Origin of the sequence: Streptomyces tanashiensis (assembly GCF_014648895.1) — a bacterium.
Classification (GTDB): Bacteria; Actinomycetota; Actinomycetes; order Streptomycetales; family Streptomycetaceae; genus Streptomyces; species Streptomyces tanashiensis.
The window spans coordinates 1-17,029 of sequence record NZ_BMRZ01000024.1; the positions used below are offsets into that span (position 1 = coordinate 1).

The 17,029-nt window shown below is 71.2% G+C and carries 15 protein-coding genes; 2 read left to right on the forward strand and 13 right to left on the reverse strand.

The features are described from left to right. Positions 1 to 206: 206 nt before the first annotated feature. From pstB to mshD, 11 genes are all read right to left on the reverse strand, one after another. The gene (pstB, locus tag IE237_RS37820; RefSeq protein WP_189806743.1) at positions 207 to 983 is read right to left on the reverse strand and encodes a phosphate ABC transporter ATP-binding protein PstB; all 777 of its coding nucleotides are present in this window, start codon (positions 981 to 983) and stop codon (positions 207 to 209) included. Positions 984 to 1,034: 51 nt separating this feature from the next. Next, entirely contained in the window at positions 1,035 to 2,108 is a 1,074-nt protein-coding gene (pstA, locus tag IE237_RS37825; RefSeq protein ID WP_189806744.1) for a phosphate ABC transporter permease PstA, read from the reverse strand. Beyond that, the gene (pstC, locus tag IE237_RS37830) at positions 2,105 to 3,079 is read right to left on the reverse strand and encodes a phosphate ABC transporter permease subunit PstC (protein WP_189806745.1); all 975 of its coding nucleotides are present in this window, start codon (positions 3,077 to 3,079) and stop codon (positions 2,105 to 2,107) included. Before pstC ends, pstA begins: the two co-directional genes overlap by 4 nt. A gap of 114 nt (positions 3,080 to 3,193) precedes the next feature. Continuing rightward, positions 3,194 to 4,336: a phosphate ABC transporter substrate-binding protein PstS gene (gene pstS / locus IE237_RS37835; protein WP_189806746.1), complete on the reverse strand. Its 1,143-nt coding sequence runs from the start codon at positions 4,334 to 4,336 to the stop codon at positions 3,194 to 3,196. A gap of 467 nt (positions 4,337 to 4,803) precedes the next feature. Next, a complete protein-coding gene (locus IE237_RS37840) occupies positions 4,804 to 5,211 on the reverse strand; it encodes an NUDIX hydrolase (protein WP_189806747.1) in 408 nt (135 codons plus the stop codon). Then, positions 5,208 to 6,191: a CHAD domain-containing protein gene (locus IE237_RS37845; RefSeq protein WP_189806748.1), complete on the reverse strand. Its 984-nt coding sequence runs from the start codon at positions 6,189 to 6,191 to the stop codon at positions 5,208 to 5,210. Before IE237_RS37845 ends, IE237_RS37840 begins: the two co-directional genes overlap by 4 nt. Then, positions 6,178 to 8,433 (reverse strand): RNA degradosome polyphosphate kinase, encoded by a 2,256-nt coding sequence (locus IE237_RS37850; RefSeq protein WP_189806749.1) that lies wholly within the window; start codon positions 8,431 to 8,433, stop codon positions 6,178 to 6,180. The genes IE237_RS37845 and IE237_RS37850 overlap by 14 nt, the downstream gene beginning before the upstream one ends. Before the next feature lie 210 nt (positions 8,434 to 8,643). Next, a complete protein-coding gene (locus IE237_RS37855) occupies positions 8,644 to 9,627 on the reverse strand; it encodes an ABC transporter permease (RefSeq protein WP_189806750.1) in 984 nt (327 codons plus the stop codon). After that, complete coding sequence (locus IE237_RS37860) at positions 9,624 to 10,466, reverse strand: ABC transporter ATP-binding protein (protein ID WP_189806751.1); 843 nt, start codon at positions 10,464 to 10,466, stop codon at positions 9,624 to 9,626. Before IE237_RS37860 ends, IE237_RS37855 begins: the two co-directional genes overlap by 4 nt. Beyond that, positions 10,463 to 10,852 (reverse strand): GntR family transcriptional regulator, encoded by a 390-nt coding sequence (locus IE237_RS37865; RefSeq protein ID WP_189806752.1) that lies wholly within the window; start codon positions 10,850 to 10,852, stop codon positions 10,463 to 10,465. The genes IE237_RS37860 and IE237_RS37865 overlap by 4 nt, the downstream gene beginning before the upstream one ends. Before the next feature lie 105 nt (positions 10,853 to 10,957). Further along, positions 10,958 to 11,884 (reverse strand): mycothiol synthase, encoded by a 927-nt coding sequence (gene mshD / locus IE237_RS37870; protein WP_189806753.1) that lies wholly within the window; start codon positions 11,882 to 11,884, stop codon positions 10,958 to 10,960. A gap of 152 nt (positions 11,885 to 12,036) precedes the next feature. Between mshD and IE237_RS37875 the strand changes: the two genes are divergently transcribed. Both IE237_RS37875 and IE237_RS37880 read left to right on the forward strand, forming a co-directional pair. Continuing rightward, positions 12,037 to 13,866 carry a bifunctional metallophosphatase/5'-nucleotidase gene (locus tag IE237_RS37875; protein ID WP_189806754.1) on the forward strand — a complete coding sequence of 610 codons (1,830 nt, stop codon included), beginning with the start codon at positions 12,037 to 12,039 and terminating at the stop codon, positions 13,864 to 13,866. A 126-nt stretch (positions 13,867 to 13,992) separates the two neighbouring features. Then, on the forward strand, positions 13,993 to 14,847 hold the full coding sequence (locus tag IE237_RS37880) for a phosphatidylinositol-specific phospholipase C (RefSeq protein ID WP_189806755.1): 855 nt from the start codon (positions 13,993 to 13,995) through the stop codon (positions 14,845 to 14,847). 30 nt (positions 14,848 to 14,877) lie between these two features. Here the strand turns inward: IE237_RS37880 and IE237_RS37885 are convergent, their stop codons facing one another. After that, positions 14,878 to 16,272 (reverse strand): sensor histidine kinase, encoded by a 1,395-nt coding sequence (locus tag IE237_RS37885; protein WP_189806756.1) that lies wholly within the window; start codon positions 16,270 to 16,272, stop codon positions 14,878 to 14,880. Next, positions 16,269 to 16,997, reverse strand: coding sequence for a response regulator transcription factor (locus tag IE237_RS37890; RefSeq protein ID WP_189806826.1), 729 nt, complete (start codon positions 16,995 to 16,997; stop codon positions 16,269 to 16,271). The genes IE237_RS37885 and IE237_RS37890 overlap by 4 nt, the downstream gene beginning before the upstream one ends. Between the last annotated feature and the right edge of the window lie 32 nt (positions 16,998 to 17,029).

Sequence of the window (17,029 nt, forward strand, 5' to 3'; positions counted from 1 at the left end):
CCCCCGGGGGATGCAGTATCACGATGCCGGCTGCGGCGCTGGTCGCCGCGCTGAGCTACCACGTGGTGCAGCTGATCTTCGGCTGAGTGCTTCCGTACGGAAATGGGCCCGGCTCCCCTGTGGGGGAGCCGGGCCCTTCGTCGTGCGGTGGCACCGCCATGCAGCACCGCAGGACGCCACGCGGCGGAGCCGCATGGTCTGAGGGGCTATCCGAAGCGGCCGGAGATGTAGTCCTCGGTCGCCTGGACGCTCGGGTTGGAGAAGATGCGCTCGGTGTCGTCCAGCTCGATCAGCTTGCCGGGCTGGCCGACGGCCGCCAGGTTGAAGAAGGCCGTACGGTCCGAGACGCGGGCGGCCTGCTGCATGTTGTGCGTCACGATGACGATCGTGAAGCGCTCCTTCAGCTCGCCGATGAGGTCCTCGATGGCGAGGGTGGAGATCGGGTCGAGGGCCGAGCAGGGCTCGTCCATCAGCAGGACATCGGGCTCGACCGCGATGGCGCGGGCGATGCAGAGACGCTGCTGCTGACCGCCGGAGAGGCCGGAGCCCGGCTTGTTGAGGCGGTCCTTGACCTCGTTCCAGAGGTTGGCGCCCTTGAGGGACCGCTCGACGATGTCGCTGAGCTGGGACTTCTTGTAGCTGCCGTTGAGGCGCAGGCCCGCCGCCACGTTGTCGAAGATCGACATGGTGGGGAAGGGGTTCGGGCGCTGGAAGACCATGCCGACCGTGCGGCGCACGGCGACCGGGTCGACGTTCGTGCCGTACAGGTTCTCGTCGTCGAGCATCACCTTGCCCTCGACGCGGCCGCCGGGGGTGACCTCGTGCATCCGGTTCAGGGTGCGCAGGAAGGTGGACTTGCCGCAGCCGGAGGGGCCGATGAAAGCCGTCACGGAGCGGGGCTCGACGGTCATCGAGATGTCGTCGATCGCCTTGTGGGCGCCGTAGTAGGCCGAGAGGCCGCTGACGTCGATTCGCTTGGCCATGTGAATCACTTCCAATTTACCGCCGCTCGGCGGAGCCGAAAATTCGATGCCTTAGCGGCTGGTCTTGGGGGCCTTCCAGCGGGCGATGCCGCGGGCCACCAGGTTGAGGATCATGACGAAGGCGATCAGGACGAGCGCGGCGGCCCAGGCGCGGGCCACGGCGGCGTCGGTGCCGACCGCGTACTGCTCGTACACGTAGAGCGGCAGGGAGGACTGGGCGCCTTCGAAGGGGTTCGGGTTGATGAGCTTCGTACCGAACACGAGGAGCAGGACCGGGGCCGTCTCACCGGTGATGCGGGCGACCGCGAGCATGACGCCCGTGGTGATGCCGCCGATCGCGGTGGGCAGGACCACCTTCAGGATGGTGCGCCACTTGGGGATGCCGAGGGCGAGGGAGGCCTCGCGGAGCTCGTTCGGGACGAGCTTGAGCATCTCCTCGGTGGAGCGGACCACGACCGGCATCATCAGGATGGCGAGGGCCATCGCGCCGGCGAAACCGGAGGGGCCGAAGCCCAGCATCAGGTTCCAGGTGGCGAGGATGAAGAGGCCGGCGACGATCGACGGGATGCCCGTCATGACGTCGACGAAGAAGGTGACGGCCTGGGCGAGCTTCCCGCCGCCGTACTCGACGAGGTAGACGGCGGTGAGGAGGCCGATCGGCGCGGCGATCAGGGTCGCGATGCCGACCTGCTCGATGGTGCCGAGCAGCGCGTGGTAGACGCCGCCGCCGGCCTCGGCGTCGAGGACGCCGTTCATCGAGTGGGTCAGGAAGTAGCCGTCGAGGACGTCCATGCCCTTGCTGATCGTGACCCAGGCGAGGGAGAGCAGCGGGACGACGGCGAGGACGAAGGAGACCCAGATGAGGCTGGTGGCGACGCGGTCCTTGGCCTGGCGGCTGCCCTCGACCTTGGTGGTCACGGCGAAGGTGACGAGGACGAAGAGCAGGGCGGCGATCAGGCCCCACTGGACCTTGCTGTGCCAGCCGGCGGCGAGGCCGATGCCGATGCCTCCGGCGACGGAGCCGGCGGCGATGGCGGCCGGGGTCCAGCGGGGGAGCCGGGCGTGGGAGAGGGACCCGCGGCGCGGGGCCACCGAGACCGGACGATCCTGTATGGCGTGGCTCATGCCGCGGCCCCCGAGTACTCCTTGCGGCGGCCGATGATCCAGCGGGCGGCGCCGTTGACCAGCAGGGTGATGACGAAGAGGACGAGGCCCGAGGCGATCAGGGCGTCGCGGCCGAACTCGTTGGCCTCGTTGAACTTCGCGGCGATGTTCTGCGCGAAGGTGCCGCCGCCCGGGTCGAGCAGGTGGCCCGAGAGGACGAAGCTGGGGGAGAGGACGACGGCGACGGCCATCGTCTCGCCGAGTGCGCGGCCGAGGCCCAGCATGGAGGCGGAGATGATGCCGGAGCGGCCGAAGGGCAGCACCGACATGCGGATGACCTCCCAGCGCGTGGCGCCGAGGGCGAGGGCGGCTTCCTCGTGCATCTTCGGGACCTGGAGGAAGACCTCGCGGGTCACGTTGGTGATGATCGGAAGGATCATGATCGCCAGGAGGATGCCCACGGTGAAGAGGTTGCGGGCGACGCCGTCCTGGGCCTTGTCGAAGATGTACGTCCAGCCGAAGTACTCGTCGAGCCACTGGTTGAGGCCGTCCAGGTACGGGACGAGGAAGATCGCGCCCCAGAGGCCGTAGATGATGCTGGGCACGGCGGCGAGCAGGTCGACGACGTACGCGAGCGGCTTGGCCAGCCTGCGCGGGGCGTAGTGCGAGATGAAGAGGGCGATCCCGATCGCGACGGGCACGGCGATGAGCATCGCGATGACCGAGGAGACGACCGTGCCGAAGGCGAGGACGGCGATGCCGAAGACCGGCGGGTTGGCGGCCGGGTTCCACTCGAAGGTGGTGAAGAAGTTGGTGCTGTCCTTCGAGATGGCGAGGACGGCACGGTAGGTCAGGAAGACCGCGATCGCGGCCATGATCACGAGGAGGGTGATGCCGGAGCCTCGGGACAGACCGCTGAAGATGCGGTCCCCGGGGCGGGACGCGCTCTTGGCGCGCCGGCTCCTCTGTATGTCTGGTGTGGTGGTAGCCATCTGCTTCTCCGGTCTGCGGGGCCCGTACGGCGTGTGCGGGCTCCTGGCGGCGGTGCACCGGATGCCGGGTCCGGCCCCTTCACGGGAGGAGAGGGGGCCGGACCCGGCCGGGGGTCAGGACAGGGTGGGGACGATCGCGCGGACCTTGGCCGCGATCTCGGCCGGGAGCGGGGCGTAGCCGGCGTCGGAGAGGACCTTCTGGCCCTCCTCGCTGGCGGTGTAGGTGAGGAACGCCTTCAGGGTCGGCAGGGTCTCCGCCTTGTTGCCCTTGTCGCAGGCGATCTCGTACGTGACCAGGGTGATCGGGTAGGCGCCCTCGGCCTTGGTCGTGTAGTCGAGGGAGAGGGCCAGGTCGTTGCCCGTGCCCTTGACCTTGGCGGCCGCGATGGCCTTCGAGGCGTTCTCCGTGCTGGCGGCGACCGGGGCGGCGGCACCGGTGTTGATGCTGACCGTGGAGATCTTGTTGGCCGTGGCGTAGGAGAGCTCGAAGTAGCCGATGGAGCCCTCGGCGTCCTTGACCGCGGTGGCGACACCGGAGGAGCCGTTTGCGGCCTGGCCGCCCGGGGCGGGCCACGACTTCGTCTTCGGGTCGTACTTCCAGTCGGCCTTCGCGGTGGCCGAGAGGTACTTGCCCAGGTTCTGCGTGGTGCCCGACTCGTCCGAGCGGTGGAAGGCCTGGATGGTGGTGTCGGGGAGCTTCGCGCCCGGGTTCAGCTTGGCGATCGCCGGGTCGTTCCACTTGGTGATCTTCGTGTCGAAGATCTTGGCGAGGGTGGGGGCGTCCAGGACCAGGTTGTCCACGCCGTCCAGCTTGTAGCCGATGGCGATGGGGCCGCCGACCATCGGCAGGTTGACGCCCTTGCCGCCCTTGCAGATCTTCTGCGACTCGGTGACCTCTTCGTCCTTGAGGGCGGAGTCGGAGCCGGCGAAGGTCACCTGGCCCTGGTTGAACTTGGTGATGCCGCCGCCGGAGCCGATGGCCTGGTAGTTGACCTCGACGCCGGAGCACGCGGCCTGGAAGTTCTTGACCCACAGGTCCATCGCGTTCTTCTGCGCGCTGGAGCCGGCGGCGAGGAGCTGGCCCTTGGCACCGTCACACGCGATGTTCGACGCGGCGGCGGACGTCTTGGTGCCGCCGTCCTTGGTCGGGGTCTCCGTGTTGTTGTCCGAGCCACACGCCGAGAGGACGAGCGCACCGGAGACGACGAGGGCACCGATCGCGGAGGCGCGAAGCCCGTTCTTGCGCGAAAGCTTCACTTTCGGGTGTTCCTTCCAGAAGCCGCCTTGTCGCGGACCGTGTGTCCTGAACGTTCTACGGCGGCGTGTGTCGGTTGGTGGGTGCATTGCTGTGCTCCGTGCACCGTGTAAGGCCGAAATTAGGCAGATCAGGTGAAGCGGTCGGCGGGGGAGGGTGAACGGGAAGTGAACCGTGCCGGAAGCCCGGGGGTGGGGCGGCGTTGTGGGCTGCGCCCGCCCGTTGTGGGCAACTGTTCCGCTGGGGCGATGGGGGTCCCCCTGCTCGAGCGAAGCCGAGAGCTTGGGGGAGGGTGGGCACAACGGACGGCGCCCCTTGCCGGGCCTAGGCTCCCGCGCCCTGACCCGCACCCCTGTGCACGGCGCCCGTGGTGCGGGTTCAGGCGCGGAACGCGGAGGCGCCGCTAGGGGCGCCGTCCCGTGTGCCCACCCGTCCCGCCCTGCGGGACGATTGCCCACACGCGGCGGGCTCAGTGGGTCGTCGTCGTGAGGGCCGCGGTCAGGAGTTCGCGGTCTCTCGGTTGGGTCAGGCGGGCGTGGGCCGACGGGGGCGGGAGCCAGAGGAGGGCGTCGACCTCTCGCGTGGGGACGAAGCCGCCGTCCAGGGCCCGGGCCGACCAGTACACGACCTCCTTGGGGCGGCCGTCGACCCAGTAGTGGACCGTGGGCAGGCGGGCGCCGAGCTCGCAGCGCCGGCCCGTCTCCTCCAGGACCTCGCGGAGCGCGCACGCCTCCGCCGTCTCGCCGCGCTTCCGCTTGCCCTTCGGGTGCGACCAGTCGTCCCACTTCGGCCGGTGGACGAGGGCGATCTCGATGCCGTGGCCGGAAATCGCCGGGCGCCACAGGACGCAGCCTGCCGCCAGGATCGGGGTGGTCATGGGACCGGGGCCGTCGTTCTGCGCCAGGCGCGCTGGAAGGCGAAGCGCGCGGCCTCGACCTCGTGGCGCTGGTCGGCGTGGAGGACACCGAGGGCGTAGGCCGTGGCCGGGGCGATCCGCGGGGTGCGGGCCGCCGTGGCCGCCGCGGTCGCGGCCTCGGCGGCGTCGCGGTGCCGGTCCAGGGCCCTGGCCGCCTCGTACAGGACGGAGTCGGGTTCGCCGCCGGTGTGCAGGGCCTCGGTGGCGTACCGGTGCAGGCGCAGCAGGGCCCGGGTGTGGTGCCAGGGCGCGTCCTGGGTCTCGCCCGTGGCGAGTTCGAGGGCGTCCGCGTTGTACGGGTGGGCCGCCCGCGTGAGGGGGAGCGCCGCCACCGCGTCGAGGAGGCGCCGTTCGGCGAGCTCGGCGGGGGCGTCGATGACCTCGACGGCCGGGGCGGCGCCCGCGGGGCCGAGCGGGACCTCGGAGGCGAGGAGGGCGACGGCGTCGGCGATCGCGTGGAAGCGGGCGGAGCCCAGTGCCTGGAGGGAGGCCGAGTGGGCGCGCGTACGGGCCAGGGTCAGCTGGCGTTCGAGGAGCGCGCCCGCCCGGGCGGCTCCGACCGTGAGCCCCGTGCTGTCCGTGCCCCGGGCGGCCGGCACCGGCCCGCTGCCGTTCGACAGGCGGGACAGTGCGTCCACCAGGCGGACGAGCCGCGAGGTGCAGGCCTGCTCCAGGGCCAGGGTGCCGGAGAGCCAGGCGAGCTCGGTGCGCAGCTGGTCGGCCCAGGCCGCGTCGAGCAGCGGCCGGAAGGTGTGGAGGGTGCCGCTGATCCGGCGGGCCGCGCCCCGCAGCGTACGGGCGGCCTCCTCCGCCCCGGCCGTGTCGGAGCCGCTCTCGCCGTGCAGGCGCAGGCCGCGGAGGAAGTCCGCGGCCCGCGCGTGCAGGTAGGGGGCCAGGACCTCGCCCGCCGTGACGTCCTGCGAGTGGTCAGGGTTGTGCACGCCGGCGCCTCCGCGCGTCGATGAGCATCTCCTGGACGTGCCGCAGCGGCCGTCCTTCGGGGTCGGTCGCGTGCCGCGTCCAGTTCCCGTCGGGGCCGAGGTGCCAGGAGGAGGTGGTGTCGGACATCCCGGTCTCCAGGAGCCGGGTGAGTGCCGCCCGGTGCGCCGGGTCGGAGACCCGTACGAGGGCCTCGATCCGGCGGTCCAGGTTGCGGTGCATCATGTCGGCGCTGCCGAGCCAGACCTCGGGTTCGCCGCCGTTGCCGAAGGCGAAGACCCGGGAGTGCTCCAGGAAGCGGCCGAGGATCGAGCGGACCCGGATGTTCTCCGAGAGGCCGGTGACCCCGGGGCGTACGGCGCAGATGCCGCGGACCCAGATGTCGACGGGGACGCCGGCCCGCGAGGCCTGGTAGCAGGCGTCGATGATCGCTTCGTCGACCATCGAGTTGACCTTGATCCGTACGTACGCGGGCCGCCCGGCGCGGTGGTGCGCGATCTCCTTGGTGATCCGGGAGACCAGTCCGTCGCGCAGCGACTTGGGGGCGGTGAGCAGGCGCCGGTAGGTCTCGCGGCGGGAGTAGCCGGAGAGCCGGTTGAACAGGTCGGAGAGGTCAGCGCCGACCTGCGGGTCTGCGGTGAGCAGGCCGAGGTCCTCGTAGAGCCGGGCCGTCTTCGGGTGGTAGTTGCCGGTGCCGACGTGCGAGTAGCGGCGGAGGAGCTCGCCCTCCTGCCGTACGACGAGCGACAGCTTGCAGTGGGTCTTCAGGCCGACGAGGCCGTAGACGACGTGGCAGCCGGCCTCTTCCAGCTTCCGCGCCCACTTGATGTTGGCCTGCTCGTCGAAGCGGGCCTTGATCTCGACGAGGACGAGGACCTGCTTGCCGGACTCGGCGGCGTCGATGAGGGCGTCGACTATCGGGGAGTCGCCGGAGGTCCGGTAGAGCGTCTGCTTGATCGCGAGGACGTCCGGGTCGGCCGCCGCCTGCTCCAGGAAGGCCTGCACGGAGGTGGAGAAGGAGTCGTACGGGTGGTGCAGGAGCACGTCCCGCTCGCGCAGCGCGGCGAAGATGTCCGGCGCGGACGCCGACTCGACCTCGGCGAGGTCCCGGTGGGTGCCGGCGACGAACTTCGGGTACTTCAGCTCGGGCCGGTCCTGCCCGGCGATGCCGAAGAGGCCGGTGAGGTCGAGCGGGCCGGGCAGCGGGTACACCTCGGCGTCGGAGATCTTCAGCTCGCGCACGAGCAGGTCGAGGACGTACGGGTCGATGGACTCCTCGACCTCCAGGCGCACCGGGGGCCCGAAGCGGCGCCGCATGAGCTCCTTCTCCAGGGCCTGGAGCAGGTTCTCCGCGTCGTCCTCCTCGACCTCCAGGTCCTCGTTCCTGGTCACCCGGAACATGTGGTGCGCCAGCACCTCCATGCCGGGGAACAGCTCCTCCAGGTGTGCCGCGATCACGTCCTCCAGGGGCACGTACCGCTGCGGGGAGGCCTCCAGGAAGCGGGAGAGCAGCGGCGGCACCTTCACGCGCGCGAAGTGGCGGTGGCCGCTGACCGGGTTGCGTACGACCACGGCGAGGTTGAGCGAGAGTCCCGAGATGTACGGGAAGGGGTGCGCCGGGTCCACGGCCAGCGGGGTGAGGACCGGGAAGATCTGCTGCCGGAAGAGGGTGAAGAGCCGGGCCTGCTCCTTCTCCGTGAGCTCGGGCCAGCGGATCAGGTGGATGCCCTCGTCGGCGAGCGCGGGGGCGACGTCCTGCTGGTAGCAGGCGGCGTGCCGGGCCATGAGTTCGCGCGAGCGGGTCCAGATCAGGTCGAGGACCTCGCGCGGCTGGAGGCCGGAGGCGGACCGGGTGGCGACACCGGTGGCGATGCGGCGCTTCAGGCCGGCGACCCGGACCATGAAGAACTCGTCCAGGTTCGAGGCGAAGATCGCGAGGAAGTTCGCCCGCTCGAGGAGGGGGGTCGTGGGGTCCTCGGCGAGTTCGAGGACGCGCTCGTTGAACGCGAGCCAGCTGCGCTCCCGGTCGAGGAAGCGCCCCTGCGGCAGATCGTCGCCGAGCTCGCCGTCGTCCTTGTACGTGTCGGGATCCGCGTCCAGCTCGGCATCGAGACCGGTCACGACGGCCCCGTTCGCCACGTGCGCGCGGCGTGCGGTGGCGGAACCGAAGGACGATGATCCCGTGGACGGGACGGACGGCGTGGCGGAGGACTGGACCGGGACCTCGGCGGGCTGCTGGCTCATGGCCCCATTCTTCCGCGCGAAGGGGTGGTCGGGCGCGTCGGAGCGGGCCGTGGGGGAGGGAAGTCTCCCCTTGGGGAGGGCGGACACGGAGCGCTTCATTGCGTGAGCGTCGCAAGCGCGTCTGAATGGCCGGTAACGACGACATGTCGTACGGGAATCGGGGGCGGGGCCCTTGTCAGGGCCCCGTCCCCCTGGGTTTCCCCTTGGTTCCTACGGGTGACGGGCGCGCAGGACGCGGAAGGCGGCGAAGGCGGCGAGGGCGGCGAGGGCGAGGAGGATGCCGCTCTCGATGAGCTGGGTGGGCCAGAAATGGGACTCGGGGTGGTAGTCGACGTACTGGGTGGTCACACCGTGCCGTGCCTGGCACTGCGCCTCCACCTTGCCCCACAGGCCCTCGGTGGCGTCCGTGCCCGGGGTCCGGGCCGCCTCCTCCCAGCAGATGAGCCGGTCGAAGTGGGCGCCGGAGGAGGTGAGCAGCCCCGTTTCCATCGTCAGGCCGTTCTCCGGGGTCCAGAGCGTGGGGCCGGCCGGGGCGGTGGCCGTCTTCACCGCCAGGAAGGACCAGCGGAAGGTGCCGAGGACCAGCACGACGACGCCCATGACGAGGCCCGTGGCGGCCATGGCGACGAGGGTGCGGCGGATCAGCTGGCCGACGAGGGCGCCGACGGCGACGGCCGCGAGGACGTACGCGAAGAGGACGATGCCGGTGGCCTCGTACGATCCGCGGTCGGCCCAGCCGAGGCCGTAGGTGCCGGAGACGCGGCTCCAGCCGATGCGGAAGACGCCGATGAGGGCGAGGGTGGTGAGGAGGGCGACGGCGGTCGCGGTGAGGAGCTTCGAGCGGAGCCAGTCCGCCGGGCTCACCGACTGGGTGAGGGAGAGCTTGTACGTCCCCGACTCGAATTCGCGGGCGACGAGCGGGCCCGCGACGAAGGCGCCGACGAGCAGCGGCAGGAACAGAAGCCAGGCGCTGCCGTATTCGAGGGCAAGGCGCAGGGTCTCGTAGGCGCGGGTGTCGTCGGTGGGGATCCGGTAGCCGTCCTCCAGTTGGATTTCGGGGGTCTGGGCGTCCCAGATCCGCAGTCCGCCGATCACCGCGAGGGAGACGGCCACGGCCGCGACGGCGAGCCACAGCGTCCGCCGGTACTGGCGGACCGTCACCCAGTAGGGGCCCTTCAAGGCGAGGGTGCTCATGCCGGGGCTCCTTCGGTGGTGCGGAGGTGGGCGAGGAGGAGGTCCTCCAGGGAGGGTTCCGCGGTGTCCCAGGGGCCTTCGACGGGACCCTCGTGCCGCACCAGGGCGGTGAGCTGACGGCCCGTCGTGCGGGATTCGACGACCGTGTGCGGGGCGAGGTCGGCGATCGGGCCGGTGAGCAGGGTGTGGGCGGCGAGGAGTTCCTCGACGGAGCCGTCGAGGCGGACCTTGCCGTCGTGGAGCAGGAGGAGGTGGTCGCAGGCGCCCTCCAGCTCGGTGAGGATGTGCGAGGACATGACGACGGTGGTGCCGTGTTCGGCGGCGTCGGCCATGAGCAGGCCCATCAGCTGGTGGCGGGCGAGCGGGTCGAGGTCGGCCATCGGCTCGTCCAGGAGCAGCAGTTCGGGCCGCTTGCCGAGGGCGAGCGCGAGGGCGACGCGGGTGCGCTGGCCGCCGGAGAGTTCGCGCACGAGGGTGTCGGAGGAGAAGCCGCCGCCTTCGGTGATCCGCCGGGCGACGGTGTCGTCCCAGCGGCCCGGGTTGAGCTCGCGTCCCATGCGCAGGGTGTCGGCGACGCTGAGCCGGGGGTGGAGCGGCTTGTCCTGGGCGACGTAGGCCAGGTGTTCGCGGGCCGGGGCGTGGATCGTGCCCTCGGTGGGGCGGAGCAGGCCGGCGGCGAGGGCGAGGAGCGTGGACTTGCCGGCGCCGTTGGGGCCGACGAGGGCGCAGATCCGGCCGGCGGGGAGCGCGAAGTCGCACTCCCGCAGGGCCCAGCCCCGTGTCCTTCCTCCGTATCGCTTGCCCAGGAGGCGGGCCTCCAGGGCGGTGTCCTTCGTCATCGGTCGTCTTCCCCCTCGAAGTGTTCCTTCAGTACGGATGTGAAGAGCGCGGCCACGTCCTCCCGGTCGAGGCCGGCGGCGCGTGCCCGGCGGGCCCAGTCGGCGAGTTCGCCGCGCAGCGGCGAGTCGGCGGGGCCGGTGCCGAGGGTGGCGCGGACGAAGGTGCCGAGGCCGCGGCGGGCTTCGACGAGACCTTCGCGTTCGAGCTCCCGGTAGGCCTTGAGGACCGTGTTGGGGTTGATGGCCGTCGCTTCGACGACCTCGCGTGCGGTGGGCAGTCGGTCGCCCGGTTCCAGGAGGCCCATCCGGAGGGCCTGTTTCGTCTGCTGGACGATCTGGAGATAGGTGGCGACGCCACTGCGCCGGTCGATGCGGTACTCGACCACGATCCCTTCCACCACCCTTTCACTAATCAAGTAGTGAAAGGGTGGTGCAAAGAAGGGGGCGGTGTCAACCGCCCCCTGTCACTTGCGTGTTCGCCCCGAAGGGACCTACGACTCCGTGCGGTACATCAGGTCCACCTCGTGCGTCGTGAACCCGATCCGCTCGTACACCGTCACCGCCGCCGTGTTGTCCGCGTCCACGTAGAGCATCGCCGTCGGCAGCCCCTGCGCCGCCAGGTGCCGCAGGCCGATCGCGGTCAGCGCCTTGCCGAGGCCGCCGCCCTGGGCGTCCGGCAGGATGCCCACCACGTACACCTCCCCGAGCTGCTCCTCGGCGTGCGTCTTCGTCCAGTGGAAGCCGATCAGGCGCCCGTCCTTCTCCGCGAGGAAGAAGCCCTTCGGGTCGAACCACGGCTCGGCCATCCGGTCGTCCAGGTCCCGCTGCGTCAGCGAGCCCTGCTCCGGGTGGTGCGCGAAGGCGGCGGCATTGACGGCGAGCCAGGCCGCGTCGTCCGCGCCGGGCGTGAAGGTCCGCACGGTGACGCCCTCGGGCAGCGCCGGCTCCGGGATGTCGAGCGGCACCAGCGAGCGGCGCAGCTGGCGCAGCTCGCGGAAGAGCGTCAGGCCGAGGACCTGCGCGAGGTGCCGGGCCGCCGACTTGCCGCCGTGCGCCCAGACGCGCAGCCGCTTGCCGGAGGCGTTGAGCAGGGCGGTGCCGAGCGCCCGGCCGTGGCCGCGGCCCCGGTGGGAGGGGTGGACGACCAGCTCGGCGGCCGGGGCCTCGATGGGGTCGGTGTCCTCCAGCTGGGCGTAGCCGTAGAGGTGGGAGCCGACGGTGAGGAGGAAGTGACGCACGCCCTCGCGCCTGCCGTGCCGCAGGTAGAGCCGCCCCTGTTCGGACACGGCGTGCAGGCCGTCGGCGTGGTCGGCGGCCTCGAGCAGCTCCAGTACGTCCTGGATCTGCTCGGGCGTGAGCTCGTCATACGTGTGGATCTGCCGTCCCGGTTCGAGGGCCGGTGCCGTGTCGGAAGTCATGGTGACGAGCCTACGGCGACACTTCGTCAGCCATCGGCAACTGTCTTGTAACCAGCCACCCCCTGTTGCGCTACGCGCGTTGACTCTAGGCTGCACGCGCAACGGGGGAGTAGATCAAGGCCGCGAAACGGGGCAAGGGGACTAGGGGAGAGATGGCAGCGACAGCGAGGAAGAACAAGACGGCACGGCGAATTCTCGCCGCCGGTGCGGGGCTTGCGACCGTCGGGGCGCTCGTCGCCGCGATGCCGTCGGCCGGGGCGGCCGGTGACGACGTCGCCGCCGGGTACGGCAACGGCAAGGGGTGGGGGCGGATGGTCGACGTCCAGCTGCTCTCCTTCAACGACCTGCACGGCAACCTGGAGCCGCCGGCCGGTTCGTCCGGGCAGGTGACCCGGACCAAGGAGGACGGCACCACCGAGAAGATCGACGCCGGTGGTGTCGAGTACCTGGCGACGCACCTGCGCCAGGCGCGTGAGGGGAACCGTTACTCCATCACGGCCGCGGCCGGCGACCTGATCGGTGCCTCGCCGCTGCTGTCCGGGCTCTTCCACGACGAGCCGACCATCGGGGCCCTGAACAAGCTGGACCTGGACGTCACCTCGGTCGGCAACCACGAGTTCGACGAGGGCGCGCGCGAGCTGGCCCGGATGCAGAACGGCGGCTGTCACCCGACCGCCGGCTGTTTCGTCGAGGGCAAGAGGTTCAGGGGCGCCGACTTCCCGTACCTCGCGGCCAACGTGACGAACGAGAAGACCGGCAGGCCGCTGCTCGACCCGTACTTCGTCTGGGAGAAGAACGGGGTGAAGATCGGCTTCATCGGCGTGACCCTGGAGGGCACCCCGAACGTCGTCACCGCCGAGGGCGTCAAGGGCCTCAAGTTCGGCGACGAGGTCGAGACGATCAACAAGTACACGAAGATCCTGGAGCGCAAGGGCGTCAAGTCCATCGTCGCCTTGGTGCACGAGGGCGGCATGCCGGCCTCGGCCTCGTACAACTACAACTGCGACGGTGACGGCGACGGTGACGGCGAGGGCGTCTCCGGCGCGATCGTCGACATCGCCAAGAACGTCTCCCCGCAGGTCGACGCGCTGGTCACGGGCCACACGCACCAGGCGTACGTGTGCAGCATCCCGGACCCGTCGGGCAAGCCGCGCCTGGTCACCTCGGCGTCCTCGTTCGGCAAGCTGTACACCGACACCACGCTGACCTACGACCGCCGCACCAAGGACATCGTCCGCACCGCGGTCGCCTCGGCCAACCACGTCGTCTCGCGTGACGTCCCGAAGGCCGCGGACATGACGAAGCTGATCGAGGACTGGCGCACGCTCGCCGCCCCGGTCGCGAACCGCCCGCAGGGCTTCATCGCCGCCGACATCAACGGCCGCGGCTCCACGGCGTACGAGAAGCCGCTCGGCGACCTGATCGCCGACGCGCAGCTGGAGGGCCTGGCCCCGGCGGACAAGGGCGGCGCGCAGCTGGCCCTGATGAACCCGGGCGGCATCCGCTCCGACCTCGTCTTCAAGGCGTCCGGCGCCGAGGGAGACGGTGTGGTGACGTACGGCGAGTCCTTCACCGTGCAGCCCTTCACCAACATGATGAACGTGGTCGACCTGTCCGGCGCGAACCTGATCACCGCGCTGAAGCAGCAGGTCAGCGGCTCGAACCTGAACTCGATCAAGATCCTTCAGGTGTCGAAGGGCCTGACCTACACGCTCGACATGACGAAGACGGGCGCGGACCGCGTCGTCGACGGCACGATCAAGCTGAACGGTGAGGCGATCGACCCGGCGAAGACCTACCGCGTCGCGATGAACGAGTTCCTCGCGGGCGGCGGCGACGGCTTCGCGGCCCTGGCCACCGGCACGAACAAGCTGGTCGGCGCCTCGGACCTCGACGTCTTCAACGCCTACCTGGCGGCCCACTCCTCGGCGGCCGCCCCGCTGCCGGTCCCGGCCGCGGACCGCATCACGGTCGTGAAGTAGTCCTCGCGGACCCCTGAGGGGGCGGCGAACCGTTCCGACGGATCGCCGCCCCCTTTCCGCTCCCGCCCCTTTCCGTGCCCGCCGCGCCCTGGTGAGGTTGTTGTGGACCTGTCATAGTGCGGGTTCATGGACCGACGACGATTCCTCGTGGGGGCCGCGGCCGCCGGAACCGCTCTGCTCGTGGGAGCCCCCGCCGCATCGGCCGTGGACGCGCGCGCGTGGATGGGGGCGCACGGGGACGGGACCGATCTCCGGCGGCTCACCATTCCAGGGACGCACGACTCCGGAGCCCGGTACGGAGGCGCCTGGAGCGAGTGCCAGAACACGACCATCGCCCAGCAGCTGGACAGCGGTGTCCGGTTCCTGGACGTGCGCTGCCGGGTCACCGGCGGGTCGTTCGCCATCCACCACGGCGCCTCCTACCAGAACATGATGTTCGGCGACGTGCTCGTCGCCTGCCGCGACTTCCTCGCCGCGCACCCCTCCGAGACCGTCCTCATGAGGGTCAAGCAGGAGTACTCCGAGGAGTCCGACGCCGTCTTCCGCTCCGTCTTCGACGACTACCTCGACCGCCGCGGATGGCGGTCCCTCTTCCGGATCGGGGACACGCTGCCCCCGCTCGGCGAGGCGCGCGGACGGGTCGTCCTCCTCGCCGACAACGGCGGGCTCCCCGGACTGCGGTGGGGAGACCCCGCCGTCTTCGCCGTCCAGGACGACTGGAACGCGCTGCCCGACGCCAAGTACCCCAAGATCCAGGCCCACTTCCGCGCCGCCGTCGCCCAGCCCGGCCGGCTCTACGTGAACTTCGTCAGCACCTCCGCCTACCTCCCGCCCCGCTGGAACTCCGACCGGCTCAACCCCTGGGTCCACGGCTTCCTGGACAGCGCCGAACTGTCGGGCAGGACCGGGCTCGGCATCGTGCCCCTGGACTTCCCCGGCACCCGGACCGGTCTCGTCGAGGCCCTTCTCCGGCACAACTGAGGCGTCGGCCGGCGGGAGGTCCTCCGGCCCTCACAGCTCCGGCGGCGGTGTCGGGGCGCCCGGGAGGCGCAGGGTCGCCACCGTGCCGCCGCCCTCCGCCGGGGCGAGCGACACCGTGCCGCCCGCCTGCTGCACCGTACGCGCCACGATCGAAAGGCCCAGGCCCGAGCCCGGCAGGCTGCGGGCCGACGGGGAGCGCCAGAAGCGGTCGAAGACGTGCGGGAGCTCGTCCGGGGCGATGCCGGGACCCTCGTCGCGGACGGTCAGTTCGCCCCGCATCAGGGTCACCTCGACCGTGCCCCGGGGCGGCGAGAACTTCACCGCGTTGTCCAGGACGTTCACCAGGGCCCGTTCGAGGGCCGGCGTCTCCGCCCGCACGTACCAGGGCGCGAGGTCCGTCACGAAGGTGAGCTCGGGGCCGCGCAGCCGTGCCCGGTCCAGGGCCGTCCGCAGGATCGTGTGCAGCGGGACGACCTCCAGGGGGCCGGGCGGCGCCGTGTCCGGGCGGGCCAGCTCCTGGAGGTCGCCGATCAGCGACGCCAGCTCCGTCATCTGCGCCTTCACCGAGGCCATCAGCGCCCGTCGGTCGTCCGGCGGGATCGCCCGGCCGGTCTCGTCGCTGCGCGCGAGCAGCTCGACGTTGGTCCGGAGGGAGGTGAGGGGCGTGCGGAGTTCATGGCCCGCGTCCGCGATGAGCTGCGCCTGCCGGTCCCGGGAGCTCGCGAGCGCCGCCGTCATCGTGTTGAACGAGCGGGACAGGCGGGCGATCTCGTCCTCTCCCTCCACCGGGATGCGGACGGTCAGGTCCTCGGTCGCGGCGATGTGCTCGACCGCGCCGGTCAGCCGGTTCACCGGTTCGAGGCCGGTCCGCGCGACCCACAGACCGGCCGCGCCCGCGCCGACGACGCCGATCCCGGAGACCAGGAGCAGCACCCAGCGGAGCGTGGACATCGAGTTGTCGATCTCGGAGAGCGGCCGGGCGACGGAGACCGCGAGCCCGACGGGGCCCTCCTGCGGGTAGGTGTAGACCCGCATCTCGCGGTCGGCCTCGTCCTTCACCGTGTGCAGGACGTACTCCAGCTGCCCGCGCGCCACCGCGAGGTCGCTGGTCCCCGCGGGGATCGCGGCCTTCCCCGAGGTGCACACGCTGCCGTTGGCGAGGACGACCTGCACCGTGTACGAGCCCGCCACCGGAGGCGGTGTCGTGCCCTGGCGGCACATCGCGAGCAGGCTCTGCACCCCGTTCGGGTCCAGGCGGGTGCTGCGCAGCGAGGAGTCCATCTCGGCCTCCAGCTGCGCCCGCGTCACGAACCAGCAGGCCAGCGACGCGGCCGCGACGGCGACCGCCACCGCGACGGCGGTGAGCAGCGCGAGCCGCGAGCGCAGCGGCCGCGAGCGGAACCAGTTCCTCAGGGGGACCGTCACTCCCCGCCTCCTCCGCGCAGCGCGTAGCCCACGCCCCGTACGGTGTGGACGAGACGCGGCTCGCCGCCGGCCTCGGTCTTGCGCCGCAGATACATCACGTACACGTCCAGCGAGTTCGAACTGGGCTCGAAGTCGAAGCCCCACACGGTCTTCAGGATCTGCTCGCGGGTCAGGACCTGCCGCGGGTGCGCGAGGAACATCTCCAGGAGCGTGAACTCGGTCCGGGTCAGCTCCACGGTCCGCCCGCCCCGGGTCACCTCGCGCGTGGCCAGGTTCATCCGCAGGTCCTCGAAGGCCAGGACGTCGTCCTCGACCGGGGCGGCGGCGGAGGCCGAGGCGTAGGAGCTGCGGCGGAGCAGGGCCCGGATGCGGGCGAACAGCTCGTCCAGCTCGAAGGGCTTCACCAGGTAGTCGTCCGCGCCGGCGTCGAGGCCGGTGACCCGGTCGCCGACCGTGTCGCGGGCGGTGAGCATGAGGATCGGCACGGTCGAGCCGGCGGCCCGGATCCGGCGGGCCGCCGTCAGCCCGTCCATGCGGGGCATCTGCACGTCGAGGACGACGAGGTCGGGCGCGTACGACTCCATCGCGGCGAGCGCGTCGAGGCCGTCGACGGCGTCCCGCGTCGCGTACCCCTCGAAGGCGAGGCTGCGGCGCAGGGCCTCCCGCACGGCGGGCTCGTCGTCGACGATGAGGATGCGCTCGGCTTCGTTCTGCTGTCCGGTCATGGGCTGTCCCGTCATGGGCTCAGCGTCGCATG